15 protein-coding genes are annotated in these 18,131 nt (G+C 72.6%); 2 read left to right on the forward strand and 13 right to left on the reverse strand.

Features of this window, described 5'->3' with window-relative positions; all coding sequences use genetic code 11:
* Positions 1 to 163 precede the first annotated feature (163 nt).
* Both F8279_RS19130 and F8279_RS19135 read left to right on the forward strand, forming a co-directional pair.
* Positions 164 to 1,162 carry an alpha/beta hydrolase family protein gene (locus F8279_RS19130; protein WP_151500652.1) on the forward strand — a complete coding sequence of 333 codons (999 nt, stop codon included), beginning with the start codon at positions 164 to 166 and terminating at the stop codon, positions 1,160 to 1,162.
* Between the two features lie 157 nt (positions 1,163 to 1,319).
* Entirely contained in the window at positions 1,320 to 1,955 is a 636-nt protein-coding gene (locus F8279_RS19135; protein WP_225853329.1) for a helix-turn-helix domain-containing protein, read from the forward strand.
* A gap of 71 nt (positions 1,956 to 2,026) precedes the next feature.
* Here the strand turns inward: F8279_RS19135 and F8279_RS19140 are convergent, their stop codons facing one another.
* The 13 genes from F8279_RS19140 to F8279_RS19200 are packed head-to-tail and all read right to left on the reverse strand — an operon-like array spanning position 2,027 to position 18,112.
* Entirely contained in the window at positions 2,027 to 3,118 is a 1,092-nt protein-coding gene (locus F8279_RS19140; protein ID WP_225853330.1) for an alpha/beta hydrolase, read from the reverse strand.
* A gap of 5 nt (positions 3,119 to 3,123) precedes the next feature.
* The gene (locus F8279_RS19145) at positions 3,124 to 4,122 is read right to left on the reverse strand and encodes an LLM class flavin-dependent oxidoreductase (protein ID WP_151500653.1); all 999 of its coding nucleotides are present in this window, start codon (positions 4,120 to 4,122) and stop codon (positions 3,124 to 3,126) included.
* Positions 4,119 to 4,445 (reverse strand): TIGR04076 family protein, encoded by a 327-nt coding sequence (locus tag F8279_RS19150; protein WP_151500654.1) that lies wholly within the window; start codon positions 4,443 to 4,445, stop codon positions 4,119 to 4,121. Before F8279_RS19150 ends, F8279_RS19145 begins: the two co-directional genes overlap by 4 nt.
* Positions 4,442 to 5,446 (reverse strand): zinc-binding dehydrogenase, encoded by a 1,005-nt coding sequence (locus F8279_RS19155; protein ID WP_151500655.1) that lies wholly within the window; start codon positions 5,444 to 5,446, stop codon positions 4,442 to 4,444. The genes F8279_RS19150 and F8279_RS19155 overlap by 4 nt, the downstream gene beginning before the upstream one ends.
* A complete protein-coding gene (locus F8279_RS19160; RefSeq protein ID WP_151500656.1) occupies positions 5,443 to 5,856 on the reverse strand; it encodes a nuclear transport factor 2 family protein in 414 nt (137 codons plus the stop codon). The genes F8279_RS19155 and F8279_RS19160 overlap by 4 nt, the downstream gene beginning before the upstream one ends.
* Positions 5,853 to 7,118 (reverse strand): amidohydrolase family protein, encoded by a 1,266-nt coding sequence (locus F8279_RS19165; RefSeq protein WP_091427926.1) that lies wholly within the window; start codon positions 7,116 to 7,118, stop codon positions 5,853 to 5,855. Before F8279_RS19165 ends, F8279_RS19160 begins: the two co-directional genes overlap by 4 nt.
* On the reverse strand, positions 7,115 to 8,785 hold the full coding sequence (locus tag F8279_RS19170) for a hydantoinase B/oxoprolinase family protein (RefSeq protein ID WP_091427924.1): 1,671 nt from the start codon (positions 8,783 to 8,785) through the stop codon (positions 7,115 to 7,117). The genes F8279_RS19165 and F8279_RS19170 overlap by 4 nt, the downstream gene beginning before the upstream one ends.
* A complete protein-coding gene (locus tag F8279_RS19175) occupies positions 8,778 to 10,466 on the reverse strand; it encodes a hydantoinase B/oxoprolinase family protein (RefSeq protein ID WP_151500657.1) in 1,689 nt (562 codons plus the stop codon). The genes F8279_RS19170 and F8279_RS19175 overlap by 8 nt, the downstream gene beginning before the upstream one ends.
* The gene (locus F8279_RS19180) at positions 10,463 to 12,514 is read right to left on the reverse strand and encodes a hydantoinase/oxoprolinase family protein (protein WP_151500658.1); all 2,052 of its coding nucleotides are present in this window, start codon (positions 12,512 to 12,514) and stop codon (positions 10,463 to 10,465) included. Before F8279_RS19180 ends, F8279_RS19175 begins: the two co-directional genes overlap by 4 nt.
* A complete protein-coding gene (locus tag F8279_RS19185) occupies positions 12,511 to 14,544 on the reverse strand; it encodes a dipeptide ABC transporter ATP-binding protein (RefSeq protein ID WP_151500659.1) in 2,034 nt (677 codons plus the stop codon). Before F8279_RS19185 ends, F8279_RS19180 begins: the two co-directional genes overlap by 4 nt.
* A 2-nt stretch (positions 14,545 to 14,546) precedes the next feature.
* Complete coding sequence (locus F8279_RS19190) at positions 14,547 to 15,431, reverse strand: ABC transporter permease (protein WP_091427917.1); 885 nt, start codon at positions 15,429 to 15,431, stop codon at positions 14,547 to 14,549.
* Positions 15,431 to 16,441 (reverse strand): ABC transporter permease, encoded by a 1,011-nt coding sequence (locus tag F8279_RS19195; RefSeq protein WP_091427915.1) that lies wholly within the window; start codon positions 16,439 to 16,441, stop codon positions 15,431 to 15,433. Before F8279_RS19195 ends, F8279_RS19190 begins: the two co-directional genes overlap by 1 nt.
* A gap of 15 nt (positions 16,442 to 16,456) precedes the next feature.
* Complete coding sequence (locus F8279_RS19200) at positions 16,457 to 18,112, reverse strand: ABC transporter substrate-binding protein (protein ID WP_151500660.1); 1,656 nt, start codon at positions 18,110 to 18,112, stop codon at positions 16,457 to 16,459.
* Positions 18,113 to 18,131 lie beyond the last annotated feature (19 nt).

An 18,131-nucleotide genomic window follows, 5' to 3' on the forward strand; every position in this document is an offset into this window, starting at 1 on the left:
CAACGGCGACGGCAAACACGACCTCATCGTCTTCACCAAAAACACCACCAACGACATCTACGTCGCCCTCTCCACCGGCACCACCTTCGCCCCCAGCACCAAATGGCACGACTACTTCGGCCTCACCGGCGAAACCACACTCTGACCCCCAGGAGGAACCCCCATGTCGCACGACCGGAACGTCTCCCCCACGGTGAGCCGCAGGCGGCTGCTCACCGGCGCCGCCGCGGTCGCGGCGACCGGCGCCCTCGCCGGGACCTTCACCGCGCCGTCCGCGGCGAGCGCCGCCGCCCGCGACGGGTACGGCCTGCGCATCGCCGACCGCAACGAGAACGGCGGCCGGTTGCAGTACTTCCGCTTCGCCACCGACGCGATCGAGTGGGACCCGGCGGTGAACGTGCTGCTGCCCGACGGCTACCACACCAGCGGCAAGCGCTACCCGGTGCTGTACCTGCTGCACGGCGGCCGACAGGACTTCCGCACGTTCCACCTCCAGGACAACATCATCAACCTGACCGCCGGCCGCGAGGTCATCGTTGTCATGCCGGACGCCTCCACCGGCTGGTACTGCAACCCGGTCACCAGCAACACCGGGCCGCGCAACTGGGAGACCTTCCACATCGCCCAGCTGCTGCCCTGGATCGACGCCAACTTCCGCACCTTCGCCGAGTACAACGGCCGTGCCGTCGCCGGCTTCTCGATGGGTGGCTTCGGCGCGCTGAAGTACGCCGCGAAGTACTACGGCCACTTCTGCTCGGTCAGTTCCCACTCCGGGCCGGCGAGCCTGCGACGGGACTTCGGTCTCGTGGTGCACTGGGCGAACGTCACGTCGGCCGCGATCGACCTCGGCGGCGGCACCGTCTACGGCGCGCCCCTGTGGGACGAGGCCCGGGTCAGCGCGGACAACCCGGTCGAACGCATCGAAAGCTACCGCAACAAGCGGATCTTCCTGGCCGCCGGGACGTCACCCGACCCGATCAACTGGTTCGACCAGGCCAACGAGGGCCAGGTGCTGGCCGGGCAGCGCGAGTTCCGCAGCCTGCTGGGCCGGGCCGGCATCCCGCACGAGTGGCGCGAGGTTCCGGGCGGCCACTACTTCCGCCACGAGCTGTTCGTCCAGGACCTCGCCGGCATGCTCGGCCGGCTGCGTCGCGCCGGCTGACCCGTCGGGCCGGTCCACCAGGGACGACGTGACGCGGACGCGCGCGCGGGACCGGAATTGACAGCGCCTCCCCCTCGCGCATTCGCGGTCGTGTTCGATAGCATCGAACATCCCGGGCGGATTCCCGCCACCGCAACAGGAGGTCCCCGTGCGGCCCATGAACAGTCAGCCGCCGTCGGAGCAGGCCGGCTCCGGTGGTGCCGCGGACGAGAACACGCCCGCGGGCGTCGTCGGCGGCCGGATCCGGCGCTACCGCAAGGAGCGCGGGCTGACGCTGCGCGGCCTCGCCTCCCGCTCCGGGCTGTCCATCGGCTTCCTGTCCCAGGTCGAGCGCGGCATCTCCTCCATCGGCCTGACCGCGCTCGGCAGCGTCGCCAAGGCGCTCGACCGGTCGGTGGCCGACTTCTTCGACCCCGGCACCGCATCGCCGGACAGCACCGTCTCCTCGCTCCCCCGGCACTTCACGCTGACCAGGGCGGAGACGGCCGCCACGCAGTACGTGTCCGGGCAGCAGACCTACCGCATGCTCTCCGACCGGGGGCCGGACCTGGTGCTCGAACCGATGCTCGTGCACATCGCGCCGGGCGGGCGCCGGGAGAACGCGTACGGCCACCGGGGTGAGGAGTTCGCCTACGTCATCTCCGGCGAGCTGCTCTACGAGGTCGAGGGCGTCGAGCACCGGCTGTTCCCGGGCGACAGCGTGCACCTGCGCTCGTCGGTGCCGCACCAGCTCTACAACGACACCGACGCGGTAACGACAGTGGTCTCGGTCGTCACGCCCCGCCTGTTCTGACCCGCACCGGCACCACGAATCGCCCTCCATGTTCACCTACGTGAACCCGGAGGGCGATTTCGCGTCCGGCGTCAGCGACCGAGGCGGGCGTCCACGGCGGCCATCGTGTCCTGCCAGACGGCCGAGGCCGGGTCGATGACGGCGAAGTGGTCCCCCGGCTGTTCCAGGTAGCGGACGTCGTCTCCCGCGCCGGCCGCCGCCACGGCGTAGCGCCGGTTGGCGTCGACGAGGTCGAGGCTGTCCTCCGTGCCCTGCACGAGCAGCGTGGGCACCCGGGTCGGCAGCCGTCGCATCGGGTCGCTCTCGGCGTATCGGCGCGGAGCCGTCGCCGGTGATCCGCCCAGGGCCGCGGCGACCGCGCCGTCGCCGAGGTAACGCCGCTCGCCCTCGGTGAGGTCGAGCACCCCGGCCAGCGACACCGCGAGCGCGACACGCGGTCCGCTCGTACGCCCGGCCAGGTCCGCCGCGGCGCGCAGCGCGAGCTGCCCGCCGGCCGAGTGTCCCAGCACGACGATGCGGTCCAGGTCCAGCGGCCGGTCGCGGGCCAGCTCCCGCAGCGCGACGAGGCCCGCCTCCACATCCTGCGTGGTCGCGTCCCAGCCGTGCCGGTCCGGACGCCGGTACTCCAGGTTCCAGGACGCGTAGCCGCGCCGGGTCAGGTCGGCGGCGAGCGCGTCCATCAGGTCCGCGCCCCAGATCGACCGCCAGAACCCGCCGTGCAGCAGCACCGCGACCGGCGCGGGCCCGGTGTGCGGGGCGGACGGCAGCCGCAGGTCGCCCCACTGGTCCGGGTCCGGTCCGTAGGCGATCCGGCCGGCCGGCGCGCGGAGGCGGTGCACGGCGTGCCGGATCGCCCAGGCCAGGCCCCACAGTCCCCGCCCGGCCAGGTGGACCGCACCGGGCACCGGCGGCTCGACGGTGAGGTCGTACCAGACCACGCCGGACGGCTGCGCGCCGATCAGGTCACGGGCCGCGGGTGTGGGGCCGGGCAGCGCCACCACCGGCTGCTCTGTCGCGGCGAGCAGCGAGCGCATCTCCTCGGCCGAGCCGGCGGTGACGACCCGACCGGCGACGTCGAGTTCGGCGCAGGTGGCGGCGGTCAGTGACGCCAGCAGGGCCGCGTCGGCCACCAGGCCGGGGCCGACCAGGACGGTGAGCCGCATCGGACTCACCTGCGCAGCAGAGGCAGGACGGCGGAGCCGAGCAGGTCCACGCCACGCTCGTCGGTGAGGCCGTGCGGCGTGCCGAACTCGACCCGGCGGACACCGGCGTCGATGAGCGCCTGGGCCTGCGCGGCGACCTGCTCCGGGGTGCCGGAGAAGGCGAACCGGTCGAGCACGTCGTCCGGGATCAGCCGGCCCGCCGCCTCGTCCTCGCCCGCGTCGACCAGCTCGCCGACGCGCTTGACCAGGTCGCCGGGCATCACGACGGTCGGGTCCAGCTCGGCCACCACCGCCAGGTACATGGCCACCTCGGTGCGGGCCTTGGCGCGGGCCGCCTCGCCGTCGGTGTCGACGACTGTGACCGCGCCGAGCACGATGCCGACGTCCTCGACGTCGCGCCCGGCCTTCTCCGCGCCGGTCCGCAGCCGCTCGCGGATCACCGGGACCATGTCCGGGTTGGCGCTGCCGCCCACCTTGATCTCGTCGGCGATCCGGCCGGCCAGGGCCGCGCCCTGCGGGCCCCACGCACCGAGCAGCAGCGGCGGGTCGGGCCGCTGCACGTCGTAGCGCAGCGCGGTGCCGGGGGCGAGCGAGAAGACCTTTCCGGTGAAGCCGCTGCGGTCGCCGCGCAGCAGGCGGTAGACGACCTGGACGGCCTCCTCGATCGTGGTCAGCGGCCGCGGCTGCGGCAGGCCGACGGCGCCCAACCATGTCCCCCGGGCCAGACCCAGGTAGGCCCGCCCGTGCGAGGCCAGGTCCAGAGCGGCGAGCTGACCGGCGATCTCGTACGGGGCCATCGAGTACGGGTTCAGGCAGGCCGCGCCGAGGCGTACCCGCTCGGTCGCCTGCGCCATCTCCAGCAGCGGGAAGATCGGCGGCTGGTACATCAGGTCGCCGAAGACGGTGAGCACGTCGAAGCCGTGCGCCTCGGCGGCGCGGGCCAGCCGGGCGTAGGCGCCGGCCGGCTTGTCGCTCTGCAGGCCGAGTCCGATCTCGACCGTCATGTCAGGTCCGCCGAGTTCATCGTGCGCCGGCAGGTCCGTTCCACCTTCATGACGAGCCGCTCCTCCGGGTCGGGGCAGATGAAGTGGGAGTCCTGGGCCAGCCAGTCCCCCGGCGCCAGGTCACGCTGCTTGGCGGCGAGGAAGGGCAGCACCGAGGCGAGCGCGTACACGCAGAAGTGCTTTCCCTCGGGCAGCCGCAGGTGGGCGCTGTTGGTGAGTTCGAAGTGGTCGCCCACGGCCATGCCGCACACCGACCGGCCCTCGATCCGATCGACTGTCACCTTCAGGTCGTAGATCTCCATGTCGCCGTCGCTGTCGCTCACGGTCCCTCCCCCTCCTCGATCCGTACGATGATCTTGCCGGTGGTCCGGCGTTCGGCCAGCTCGGTGAGCGCCGCGGGCGCCTCGTCCAGCGACACCACGCGGCTGACCGGCGGCCGGACCGCGCCGGAGACGCACATGTCGAACAGTTCCTGGTAGGCGGCCTCGACGGCGCTCGCCCGGCGCCACGGGTACTGCGAGCCCCAGGAGAGGCCGATGAGCGTCGCGTTCGCCGCCATCAGCCGCAGCGGGTCGACCGGCGGCGGTGCGCCGCCCGCCGCGCCCACGGCGACCAGACGGCCCTCGAACGCCAGGCAGTCCCAGGATCGGGCGAACACGTCGCCGCCCACCGGGTCCACCACGACGTCCACGCCCCGGCCGCCGGTGGCCGCGAGCACGGCGGGCACGAAGTCCGCCGCGGTGTAGTCGACCGCGACCGCGGCACCGTGGTCGCGGCAGATCGCGGTCTTGGCCGGACCGCCCGCGGTGGCCAGGACCCGCGCGCCGCGGGCGACGGCGAGCTGGATCGCGGCGATGCCCACCCCGCCGGCGCCCGCGTGCACCAGCACCGTCTGCCCGGCGGTGAGCCCGGCTCGTTCCAGCGCGAACCACGCGGTCTGGTAGGTGACCGGCAGCGCCGCCGCGGTCACCGGGTCGACGGTGGACGGTCGCGGCACCACCACCGCGGCGTCCACGGTGACGGTCGTGCCGAGCGCGCCGCGCGGCAGCGCCGGGCAGGCGAGCACCTCCTGACCCAGCAGATGCCCGGCACCGGCGCCGGCGGCGACGACCCGGCCGGCCGTCTCCACCCCGGGTGTCATCGGCGGGTCCGGCCGCACCGGGTACTCGCCCCGGCAGAGCATGACGTCCAGGAAGTTCAGCCCCACCGTACGCACGGCGAGCCGCACCTCGCCGGGGCCGGGCGGCGGGTCGTCGGGCAGATCGGCGACCGACAGCACGTCCGCCGGCTCGCCGGTCCGCCCGGCGACCAGCCGCCGGATCACGCCGCGCCCACCGGTTCCCGCACCAGCTCGGCGTGGTGGTGCACGATCACCCAGCGGCCGTCGATCCGGCGCACCACGTCGGTGACCCGGGTGATCTCCGGCTCGTCGTCCGGGCCGAGCTGCGCGACCAGCTCGTACCGGGCCACGCCGAAGTCGTCCCAGACGTCGATGCGCTTGTCCCGCGCGGCGAGCACCGCCAGCCGGGGCCGCTGCCCCGCGGCGTCCCGCCGGGCGCGGTACTCGTCCAGCTCGGCGCGGGTCCGCAGCGGCCCGGGCAGGTGCGTCTCCCAGGTGGTCACCTCGGGGTACAGGTGCGTGTCGAACCGCTGCTGGTCCCCGGCGAGGAACGCGTCGTACATGTCATCGATGCCGGCGGCGATCGCCGCCGCGCCTGCCTGCGCGAACGTCATCGCGTCTCCTCCTGGTTCCGGTCGTCGCGGGCGATCTGCCCGCCCTTCATCACCCACCGCACGTCCCGGAAGGCCGAGGTGTCGGCCAGCGGGTCGGCGTCGGTCGCGATCAGGTCGGCCAGCTTGCCGGCCTCGACGGTGCCGAGGTCGGACTCCGCGCCGAGCCACCGGATCGGCCCGAGGGTGCCGGCGTGGACGGCCCGCGCGGCGCCGATCCGCTCGGACATGTACTCCAGTTCCCGGATCGAGGCGGTGGTGCCCTCGAACTCCCAGAACGGGGGCATGTCGCTGCCGAGCAGCACCTCCACGCCGGCGGCGATCGCCATGTCGAAGCTCTCCAGGTGCCGGGGGCCGGCGCCGAGCGAACGGCACTGCATCCACTCCGGCACGCCCAGCTCGTCGAAGAACTCCTTGCACCGGGTCACCAGCAGCGTCGGCACGAGCGCGGTGCCGCGCTCGGCCATCCGCGCCGCGACCTGCGGGGTGAGCTGGTAGCCGTGCTCCACGCAGTCCAGTCCCAGCTCCACCGCCGCGCCGATCACGTCGGCCGGTCCGGCGTGCGCGGTCACCTTGCGGCCCCACGCGTGCGCGGTCTCGATCACCGCGGTCATCTCGTCGGCGAACAGCTGGGGCGTGTGGATGCTCTCGTGCTCACCGGCGATGCCGCCCGAGATCATCACCTTGATCAGGTCCGCGCCGGCCTTGATCTGGCTGCGGACGCCCCGGCGGAAGCCCACCGGGCCGTCGCATTCCAGCGTGTCGTTGCTCTCGTGGCCGTGCCCGCCGGTGCAGACCAGCGCCCGGCCGGCGGTGTAGATGCGCGGACCCGGCACGCGCCCGGCGTTGATCGCCCGCCGCAGTGCGAAGTCGGCGTGGTCCTTCTCCGCCACGCAGCGCACGGTGGTCACGCCGGAGTGCAGCGTGCGCCGCGCCCCGTCGGCCATGTAGTGGGCGAGGTCGTACGAGCCCATCCCCTTGACGCCCTCGCCGGCGGAGCCGGGCAGCGACAGCGAGAAGTGGGTGTGCATGTTGACCAGACCGGGCGTCAGGTACGCGCCCTCGAGGTCCACCTCGGTCAGCCGGCCGGCGGCGCGCGCCTGCTCGGCCACCTCGGCGTACGGCCCGACGGCGGCGATCCGGTCACCCCGGACCCACACCCCGGCGCCGGTCACGGGCGCCATGCCGTCCACCACGCGGGCGTCCAGCACTGTGCAGTTGCCGAGCAGCAGGCTCGGCTGCTCGGGCGAATAGGCGGCACTCACGCGATCACTCCATAAACGTCTCGGGCGGCCCGCGCGGAGACGTAGCCCTCGGCCACGTCCCGTCGCACCGCCTCCGGATCCCGACTCCCCGGGTCACCGTGCCCGCCGCCACCGGCGGTCAGCAACGTCACCCGGTCCCCCACCGCCACCGCGGTACGCCGTGTGCTCACCCGGTGTTCCCGGTCCGTGCCCGGGAAGACGACCACCTGGTTCGGCTCCGGCTGTGCGCCGCCGGCCAGCGCCCACGGCGCGCTCTTCGTCTTCTTGATCACCGTCAGGAACTCGCCCGGCGTCACGAACCGGATGTCCCGCCGCAGGCCGCAGCCGCCCCGGAACCGGCCCGCGCCACCGGAGTCGGTACGGATCTCCAGGCGCTCGAAGAACATCCCGGTCTTCGACTCCAGCACCTCGACCGGCGTGTTGCGCGCCTGGGTCTGGCACAGGTGGTTCGCCGGTCCGATCCCGTCGTGCCGTGGCGTGCCGCCCCAGCCGACCGGGTCGTTGTTGCTGACCGCGAACATGTCGCCGGTGTCCGGGTGCCGGCCGACCATCATGAACCCGGGCACGTCGCCGCCGGAGGAGGCGGCCAGCCGGTCCGGCATGCCCTGCGCCAGCGCCTTGAGGATCAGCTCCAGCGCGACGGTGCCGGTCCACTGGGTGAACGTGGCGGCCGGGTACTGCGCGTGGAACAGCGTGCCGGGCTCGGCGCGTACCCGAAGCGGCGCGAAGTGCCCGGCGTTGGTCTGCTCGCCGGGCGTGGTGACGCCCTTGAACGCGACCCGGCAGGTGGCGATGGTGGCGCCCAGCGGCAGGTTCACCGGCCCGGGCACCGCCGGGGACGACCCCGCGAAGTCCACAGTGAACTCGCCGTCGGCGACGGTGACTGTGACCCGCATCCGGATCGGGTCGTCGCTGACACCGTCGTCGTCGAGCCAGTCCTCGGCGGTCCAGCTGCCCTGCGGCAGCGCGGCCACCGCCTCTCCGGCGCGCTGCGCGGCGGCGTCGATCACCCGGTCGACGACCGCGTCGACCACTGCGGGGCCGTAGTGGCGGTACAGCTCGGTCACCCGCCGCTCACCGGTACGCAGCGCGGCGATCTGCGCGTTGAGGTCGCCGATGACCAGCTCCGGCATCCGCGAGTTGAACCGGATCAGCTCGTGGATCTCGCGCACCGGCTCGCCCCGGTCGTACACCTTCGTGCCGGGGAAGATGATCCCCTCCTGGTGCATGTCCGTGGAGTCGAGCACGTAACCGGGATCCTTGGCGCCCAGGTCCATCCAGTGCGCCCGGATGCACAGGAACCCGATCAGCTCCTCGCTGTCCGGCAGCACGACCGGCGCGAACATCGTCGCGTCGTACGTGTGCGCCGCGTTCCAGTACGGGTAGTTGAGCAGCACCACGTCGCCGCGGCGCAGGTTCTCCCGGCCGACGTACTCGACGCCCTTGCGCAGCGAGTAGTCGTTGGCGCCGAGGAAGCGGGACAACCCCGTGGACTCCGCGACTAGCCGCAGCCGCCGGTCGTAGACGGAGATGCCGAAGTCGTACACCTCGTAGATCACCGGATTGAACGCGGTGCGCACCAGCGCGGCCCGCATCTCCTCGGCAGCCGAGACGAGGTGGCTGCGGACGACCTCGACGGTTGCCCCGTCGACCGTCGGCTCACCCATCGACGTCCACTCCGTAGACGTCCCGGGCCGCCTCCCGGGAGACGTAGCCCTCGGCCACGTCCCGCCGGACCGCCTCGGGGTCGCGGCCGCGCGGGTCGCCGTGCCCGCCGCCGCCGGCGGTCAGCAGCGTGACCCGGTCACCAGCCGCCACCACGGTGCGCTTCGTGCTCACCCGGTGCTCGCGGTCGGTGCCCGGGAACACCACCACCTGGTTCGGCTCCGGCTGCTCGCCACCGTCGAGCGCCCACGGCGCGCTCTTGGTCTTCTTGATCACGGTGAGGAACTCGCCGGGGGTCAGGAACCGGATGTCCCGCCGCAGGCCGCAGCCACCCCGGAACCGGCCCGCACCGCCGGAGTCCGCCCGGATCTCCCAGCGCTCGAAGAACATCCCGGTCTTGGCCTCCATGACCTCGATCGGGGTGCCGCGGCCGGTGCTGCCGGAGACGTGCGTGGCGGCGTCCATGCCGTCGTGCTGCGCGGTGCCGCCCCAGCCCACCAGGTCGTTGTTGCTGACCGCGAACATCTTCCCGGTGTCCGGGTGCAGGCCGACCATCATGAAGCCGGGCACGTCGCCGCCGGAGGACGCGGGCAGCCGGTCCGGCATGCCCTGCGCCAGCGCCTTGAGGATCAGCTCCACCGCGACGATTCCGGTCCAGAGCGTGAACGTCGGCTGCGGGTAGACGGCGTGGAACAGGCTGCCCGGCTCGGCCCGCACCTCCAGCGGCGCCACAGTGCCGGCGTTCGACGGCTCGTCCCGCGACGTCAGCGACTTCAGCACGACCTTGCAGATCGCCTCCGTCGCCCCGAACGGCATGTTGATCGGACCTCGGGTGGCCGGCGCCGAGCCGGCGAAGTCGACGATGAAGCGCCCGTCGTCGATGGTCACCGTGACGCGCATCTTCACCGGGTCGTCGGTGATGCCGTCGTCGTCCACCCAGTCCTCGGCGGTCCAGGTGCCCTGCGGCAGCGTCGCCAGCGCGGCGCGGGCGCGGGCCTCACCGTCGGCGATGATGCGGTCGACCGCCTGGTCGACGGTGTCCCGGCCGAACTTCTCGATGATCTCCAGCATCCGGCGCTCGCCGGTGCGCAGCGCGGCGATCTGCGCGTGCAGGTCGCCCAGCACCGCGTCGGGCATCCGCGAGTTGAAGCGGATCAGCTCGTGGATCTCGCGCACCGGCTTGCCCCGGGACACGACCTTGGTGCCCGGGAAGATGAGCCCCTCCTGGTGCATGTCGGTCGAGTCGAGCACGTAGCCCGGGTCCTTGGCGCCCAGGTCCATCCAGTGCGCGCGGACGCAGAGGAAGCCGACCAGGTCGCCGTCCGCCTCGGGGTCGGCCTCGTCGGGCCGGAACACCGGGGCGAACAGCGTCGCGTCGTACGCGTGCGCCGCGTTCCAGTACGGGTAGTTGAGCAGCACCACGTCGCCGCGGTGCAGGTTCTCCCGGCCCACGTACTCCACGCCCTTGCGCAGCGAGAAGTCGTTCGCGCCGAGGAAGAACGTCAGCCCGGTGGCCTCGGCGACCAGCCGCAGGTCGGCGTCGTACATCGACAGGCCGAAGTCGTGCACCTCATAGATGACCGGGTTGAACGAGGTACGGATGAGGGTGGCCCGCATCTCCTCCGCGGCGGACAGCAGATAGCTGCGGACGACCTCGACCTGGGCTCCGTCCAGCGTGGTCATGCGGCTTCCTCCAGGGTGACGAGCAGGTATCCGTGGTCGTCGACGGTGACCCGCTGGCCGCTGGGCACCACTGTGGTGGAGGTGCCCTCGTCGATCAGCGCCGGTCCGTCGAAGGTGTCGCCCGGCTCCAGGCGGGCCCGGTCGTAGACGGCGAACGGCACCACCGCGTGCTGCCCGAAGTCGTACGCGTCCCGGTGGGTCAGCAGGGCCTGCGACGGGTCGCCGTCGCCGCGCGGCAGAGTCTCCAGCTCGGGCCGGTCGGTGCGGCCGATGCCGCGCACCCGCAGGTTGAGGATCTGCAGCGGGTTGCCCATGGTGTGGCCGTACCGGGCGCGGTGCGTCTCGTCGAACGCGGCGCGGACGGCGCCGCGGTCCAGCTCGCGCCCGACGGTGACCATCAGGCTGTGTTCCTGGCCCAGGTAGCGCAGCTCGAACTGCCGCTCCAGCACCGCCTCGCCGGCCGGCACGCCCTGCGCCACCAGGGAAGCGACCGCCTCGGCCTCGACCGCCTTGAACAGCTGCTCCAGCTCCGCCAGGTCCGCGTCGTCGAGCGTGGCCATCACGGTACGGCTGAAATCGTTGACGATGTCGGCCGAGAGCATGCCCCATGCGGAGAAACCGGACGGCGCGAACGGCACGATCACCTCGCCGATGCCCATCTCCCGGGCCAGCAGCGGCGCCAGCAGCGGCCCGGCGCCGCCGAACGCCAGCAGCGCGAACTGCCGGGGGTCGTGGCCCCGCTCGACGGTGATCTGCCGGACCGCGCCGACGGTACGGGCCAGCAGCACGTCGAACACGCCGGCCGCCGCGTTCTCCACGGTCAGGCCGAGCGGCTCGGCGAGCTGTTCGGCGATGGCGGCCCGCGCCTCGGCGTCGCGCAGCCCCATGGTGCCGGCGAGGAAGCGGTCCGGGTCCATGTAGCCGAGCACCACTGCGGCGTCGGTGACTGTCGGCTTCGTGCCGCCCCGGCCGTAGCAGACCGGCCCGGGGTCGGCGCCGGCGCTCTGCGGGCCGACCTTGAGCAGGCCGTGGTCCAGCCAGGCGATCGAGCCGCCGCCGGCGCCGATGGTACGGATGTCGTACGTCGGGATGAGCAGCGGGAAGTGCTCCAGCTGGGCCTCGTACGCGGCCACCGGGTTGCCGCGCTCGATGACGCAGGCGTCCAGCGAGGTGCCGCCGATGTCGAACGTGAGCACGTTGTCCCGGCCCAGCTCGGAGGCGACGTAGGCGGCTCCGACGATGCCACCGGCCGGACCGGACAGCACGGTGTGCGTGGGTGCGGTCTTGGCGACCGCGCTGGTCATCGAGCCGCCACCGGAGCGCATGATCAGGAAGCGCCCGGCGAAGCCGCGCTCGGCCAGGCCCGCCTCCAGCTCGTCCACGTACCGCTCGAAGATCGGCCGGATGTACGCCTCCAGCACGGTGGTGCTGGTGCGCTCGTACTCCCGGTACTCGCGCACGATGTCGGTCGACAGCGACAGGCTGACCTCGGGGAACTCCTCGTGGATCAGGCGCGCGGCCTCCCGCTCGTGGCTCGGGTCGAGGAACGAGTGCAGGAAGCAGATGGCGATCGAGGTGACCTGCTGGTCCACCACGAGCGCGCGGGCGGCCTCCCGGACGCTGTCCGGGTCCAGCGGCTCCACCACGCGGCCCCGGTAGTCGAGCCGGCCCCGCACGCCGGCGGTGAAGCGGCGCTGCACCAGGCTCTCCGGCCGCTGGTACTGGAAGTCGTACATGTGGTCGGACGGCACGTTGCCGCGGCCGATCAGGAAGATGTCCCGGAAGCCCTCGTTGGTGATGATCCCGGTACGGCCACCACGGCGCTCCAGCACCGCGTTGAGGCCGAGCGTGGTGCCGTGGATGAACAGCTCCACCTCGGACAGGTCGGTGCCGAGCGCGGTGATCGCGTTGAGGACACCGTCCGCGGGCCGGGCCGGGGTCGTCGCCGCCTTGCGGAAGCGGACCCGGTTGGTGCGCGTGTCGAGTTCCATGGCGTCCACGAAGGTCCCGCCGATGTCGACGGCGAGCCGGATGGGGCGACGGGTCATGGCGTGACAGCCTGCCTTCCGATGAGGGCGGGAAGCTCGGGAACGCGCCAGCAGGCGGCCCGGCTCTCGCCGTACGACTGAAGCTCCTGCTGTTCCGCTCGGCACCGGTCGGTGACGAACGGGCACCGGGCGGCCAGTGGGCACCCGGTCGCGGCGTCGGCTTCCTCCAGGTCCTTGACCAGCTCGACGGCCTCGCCGTCGGACCCGGCCGTCCCGCCGAGGCGGGGTGCGCTGCCCAGCAGCGCCCGGGTGTACGGGTGCCGGGGCGTGTCGAAGACGACGTCCACCGGCCCCTCCTCGACGACCCGGCCGAGGTAGAGCACCACGACCCGGTCGGCGAACCCGCGCACTGTCGCCAGGTCGTGGGAGATGAACACCGAGGCGCGGTCCGCGTCGGCCGCCACGTCGGCGATCACGTCGAGGATCTGCGCCTGGACGGTGACGTCCAGCGCCGAGGTCGGCTCGTCGAACACGATCAGGTCCGGCTCGCCGACCAGCGCGCGGGCGATGCCGATGCGTTGCGCCTGGCCGCCGGACAGCTCGTGCGGGTAGCGCTGGAGGATCGACCGGTCCAGCTCCATCCGGTCCAGTACGGCGGTGACGCGCTCGGCCCGCTGGGCCGGGGACAGGCCCGCGGCGCGCAGCGGCTCGGCGATCGAGTCGCCGACGGGACGGCGCGGGCTGAGCGAGCCGATCGGGTCCTGGAACACGAGCTGCGCCCGGGTCCGGGCCCGGCGCAGCGCCCGGCCCCGCGGCCGGGGGCGGCCCGGCTGCTTGACCAGCGCCTGCCCGGCGACCGTGACGGTGCCGGACGTGGGCGCGACGAGGCCCATCACGAGCTTGGCGAGCGTGCTCTTGCCGCAGCCGCTCTCGCCCACCACGCCCAGCGTCTCGCCCGGCCCGAGCCGTAGCGTGACGCCGCGCAGCGCGTGGTGCCCGCCGGAACCGAACCGGCTGCGGTAGACGACGTGCGCGTCCTCGATCTCCAGCACTGCGGGCTTCGCGTCCGGGCCTCCCGCGACCGCGCCGGACGCGGCCGGCGTGTGCGACGTCTGCGGCAGGCCCGCGTCCAGCGGCCGGGTCTGCGGGTGGAAGCAGGCGAGCGACCACTCACCGCCGCCGGGCACCGGCACGGTGGCCGGGCGCCGGGACGAGCAGGTGCCGTCGGCGTGCGCGCACCGGGCGACGAACGGGCAGTTGTGCGGCGCCTCGGTGAGCAGCGGCATGGCGCCGGGGGTGGCGACGACCGGCCGGCCGCCGACGTCCGGCACCGAGCGCAGCAACGCCCGGGTGTACGGGTGCGCGGGCTCCCGCAGCACCTGCGCGGCCGGTCCGCTCTCCACCACCGTGCCGGCGTAGAGCACGACCACCCGGTCGCAGACCTCCGCGATGGACGCCAGGTCGTGCGAGATCAGCAGTACGCCCCGGCCGTCGGTGTCGGCGGCGTGCCGGAACTGGCGCAGGATCTCCCGGGTCAGCGTCACGTCCAGCCCGGTGGTCGGCTCGTCGGCGATCAGCAGTTCCGGCGCGCAGCCGGTGGCCAGCGAGATCATCACGCGCTGGGCCATGCCGCCGGACAGCTCGTGGGCGTACGCGTCGAGCCGGCGCTGCGGGCTGCGGATGCCGACCGCCTCGAACAGCTCGCGTGCCGCCTCCCGGGCCCGCTCGCCGGACATCTCCTGGTGGGTGGCGAGCCGGTCGACGAGCTGCTTGCCGATGGTGCGGGTGGGGCTGAGCGCGCCGCGCGGGTTCTGGAAGCAGATCGCCACCCCCCGCCCGCGGTGGGCGGCGAGCGCGACGTCGTCCATGCGCAGCACGTCCGAGTCGCCGAACAGCACCCGTCCGGTGGCGTGCGAGCCGCCGGGCAACAGCCCGACGACGGCGCGGGCCACCATGCTCTTGCCGCCGCCGCTCTCGCCGACCAGGCCGACGACCTCGCCGGGCCGTACGGCGAAGCTCACGCCGCTGAGCGCTGCCACCTGCCGGCCGGGCCGGCGGATCGTCACGGAGAGGTTCTCGATCGACAGCATGGTCACCGCCGCTTTGCGTTGGCGCGGTCCTGCAGGCCTTCGCCGAGCAGGCTGAACCCCAGGACGCAGACGAACAGGGCCAGGCCGGGCGGGACCGAGGTCCACCACCGGCCGCCGACCACGTCCGCGGCGCCGAGGCTGATCATGGCGCCCCACTCCGCCTCGGGGATGCTCACGCCCAGGCCGAGGAAGGAGAGCCCGGCCAGGGTGAGCATGGCCCAGCCGCAGTTCAGCGGCGCGATGACCCGGACCGGGGTGAGGCTGTTCGGGAGCAGGTGCCGCCAGAGCACGCCGACCGGCGACGCCCCGGAGGTGATCGCGGCGTCCACGAACGGCAGTTCCCGCAGCGACCGCACCTCGGCGCGGACCAGCCGGGCGTACGCCGGCGCGTTCACCGCCGCGATCGTGATGATCAGGTTGATCGTGCCGTTGCCGAGCAGGGCGGCCACGGCCAGCGCCAGGATGAACGTGGGGAACGACTGGAAGATGTCGACCACCCGCATCAGCACGTCGTCGAGCCAGCCGCCGAAGTAGCCGGCGACCAGGCCGAGCAGCGTGCCGACGACGACGGCGAGCGCGACAGCGGCCAGGGCGATGCCCAGGTCGAGCCGGGCGGCGTAGAGCACCCGGCTCCAGATGTCCATGCCGTTGCCGTCGGTGCCGAGCAGGTGGCTGCCGCCCGGGGCGACCAGGGTGTTCGCCGCGTCGATCTCGGTCTCGCCCCACTGGCTCAGCAGCGGCGCGAACACCGCCACCAGCGCGACCACCGACAGGATGCTCGCCCCGGCGATGATCATGCGGCGGGCGAAACGGCTGTCCCGGTCGCCGCCGGGCACGACCACCGGCGCGGCGGCGGGACCGTCGGGGACGGTTCGCAGCTCGGCCATCAGAGCCTCACTCTCGGGTCGAGGATCGCGTGGACCACGTCGGCGATGAGGAACACCAGCACGTAGCACAACGCGATGACCAGCACCGACGCCTGCACCACCGGGTAGTCCCGGTAGAGCAGGCCGCGCAGGGCCCACTGGCCGAAGCCCTGCCACGAGTACACGTACTCGACGAGCACGGTGGAGCCGATCGCCGTACCGAAGACCAACGCGGCCAGCGACGGCAGCCGGACCAGCGTCGCCCGCAGCAGGTAGCCGTAGTGCAGCGTCCGGTCGCGCAGCCCGTGCGCCTTGGCCGCGGCGTACGACTCGGAGTGCAGCACCTCCAGCGCGGAGGCCCGGACGCTGCGCAGCAGCGGGGCGACCACGCCGACCACGAGGGTCAGCACCGGCAGCACCAGGTACGCCGCGGCCGAGGCGATCGCCGGCCCGTTGGCGGTGAGGACGGCGTCGACGAGATCGGCGCCGGTGAGGGGGGTCAGGCCGGTGTCCGGGTCGACCCGGCCGTTGGGTGCCGGGAACCAGCCGAGGATGCTGTAGCCGACGAGCACCAGCACCAGGCCGAGCCAGAACTCGGGTACGGAGTTGCCGACCAGCGCGAAGATCCGGACGCTGTGGTCCCCGGCCCGGTTGGCCCGCTTGGCCGACCAGATGCCCAGCAACGTCGCCACCACGAGCGCGATGGTCACCGAGATGACCACGAGCTCCAGGGTCGGACCCACCCGGAGCGCCATCTCCGAGCCCACGGAGCTGCCGCTCTGGATCGAGGTCCCGAAGTCACCGGTCAGCAGCCCGCCGAGGTAGTCGAGGAACTGCTGCCACAGTGACTGGTCGAGCCCGAAGCGGGCCCGGGCCGCGGCGGCGTCCTCCTCGGTGGCGTTCTGCCCGAGGATGCTGCGGACGGGGTCGCCCGGCAGCACTCGGACCAGAAGGAAGGCCAGGACGACCACTCCGAGCAGAACGGGGATCAGCTGGAGCAGTCGCCTGGCGACGAACCGGAAGATACGCATGGGTGGGTGACGTCCCTAGGCCGAAGCGCTCAGGTAGCGCAGGCGGGCGAGGCCATCCATCGGCTGCACCCAGCCGGCGACGGATTCCCGGACGGGCAGGTTGAAGTTGGGCTGGCAGATGACCACCCACGGCACGTCGGCGGCGAGGATCTCCTGGACCCGCTTCCACAGCGCGTTGCGAGCGCCCGTGTCGACTGTGGTGTGCGACTTCTCGTAGATCTGCTCGATCTCCGGGTTGCTGTAGTTCGAGTAGTTGAGGTTGGCGCCCTTGACGAAGCTCGTCGCCAGCATGTACTCGACGTCGTCCACCCAGAGCTGCCCGGAGGTGATCTGGAGCGGGATGTTCTTCTTGGTCCGCCGCTCGCCGAGGGTGGCCGGGTCCAGCGGGGTCAGCTTGAGCCGGATGCCGGCCTTGGCCGCCTCGCTCTGCACCTGGACGGCGATCTTCTGCTGCTCCTCGTTGTCGGCCTCGAAGACCAGCTCGGAGTCGAGCGACGCCCGGCCGGCGGCGGCCATGGCGGCCTTCGCCTTGTCCAGGTCGTAGGTGAACGGGTAGCCGCTCTCGTCGTAGCCGGGCATGTCCAGCGGGACGGGGCTCTTGGCCGCGCGGGCGTCGCCGCCGTACACGTTGTTGATGATCTGCTCGTAGGGCACCGCGTAGGCGAGCGCCTTGCGCACGTTCACGTCGTTGAACGGCGCCGCGGTGACCGACATCTGGATGGCGACCTGGCGGTTGCTGGCCGCCGAGATGACCTTGATGCCCGGGGCCTTCTTCAGGTCCTGGATGTCGCGCTGGCTGATGCCCAGGGCGATGTCGATGTCGCCGGCCTGGAGCTGGAGCCGCTGGTTGGAGGCGGCCGGCACGACCGAGATCCGGATGGTCGGCGTCTTGGCCGGGTCGGGGCCCGGGTAGCCGGTGTTCGCGCTGAGTTCGATCTCCTGGCCCTGGGTGGCCTTGGCGACGTTGAAGTAGCCGCCGGTCGGCGGGTTCTTCGCGAACCAGTCCTTGGCCCAGGGGTCGCTGGCGCTGGCGCGCTTCTTGGCCTCGACGGAGTCGAAGACGTACAGCGAGATCGCCTGGATCTGGCGGGTCAGTGCGCTCGGGAACGCCTGGTGGAACTCCACCGTGTAGTCGTCGACGACCTTGACCTGGTCGGCGCTGGTGAGGCCGATGGTGCGGTAGACGCCTGCGACGTTGGCCTGGGCGGCGAACGCGCGGTCCTTCGACCACTTGACGTCGGCGGCCTTCATCTCGTTGCCGCTGGCGAACTTCACGCCGCGGCGCAGCTTGAGCGTCCACACCTTCTGCTCGGCGTCCGGCTCGAACGACTCGGCGAACGTCGGGGTGATGTTCTGGGTGTCGAGGATCTGGCTGCCACCGGCGTTGGTGACCCCGTAGTCGACCAGGTACGGGAAGACGTTCTTGTAGAGCATCAGCGCGGTCAGGTCGAAGCCGACGAAGTCCTGGTCCCAGCTCGACAGGTAGCTGGAGACCGCGATGCGCAGCGTCTTGGCGGCGTCGCCGCCGGACTTGCCGTCCGTGGACTTGTCACCGCTGTCCGCGGCGCAGGCGCCGGTGGCGAACAGGAGCGCGACGCCGCCACCCAACTGCAGGACGCCACGACGGGAGAGCGCGGGCGAGGAGGCGCCCGGACGGGGTGAACGAGCCATGAGAAGTCCTCCTAGAAGC

The organism is Micromonospora sp. AMSO1212t (genome assembly GCF_008868145.1).
Taxonomy (GTDB): domain Bacteria; phylum Actinomycetota; class Actinomycetes; order Mycobacteriales; family Micromonosporaceae; genus Micromonospora; species Micromonospora tulbaghiae.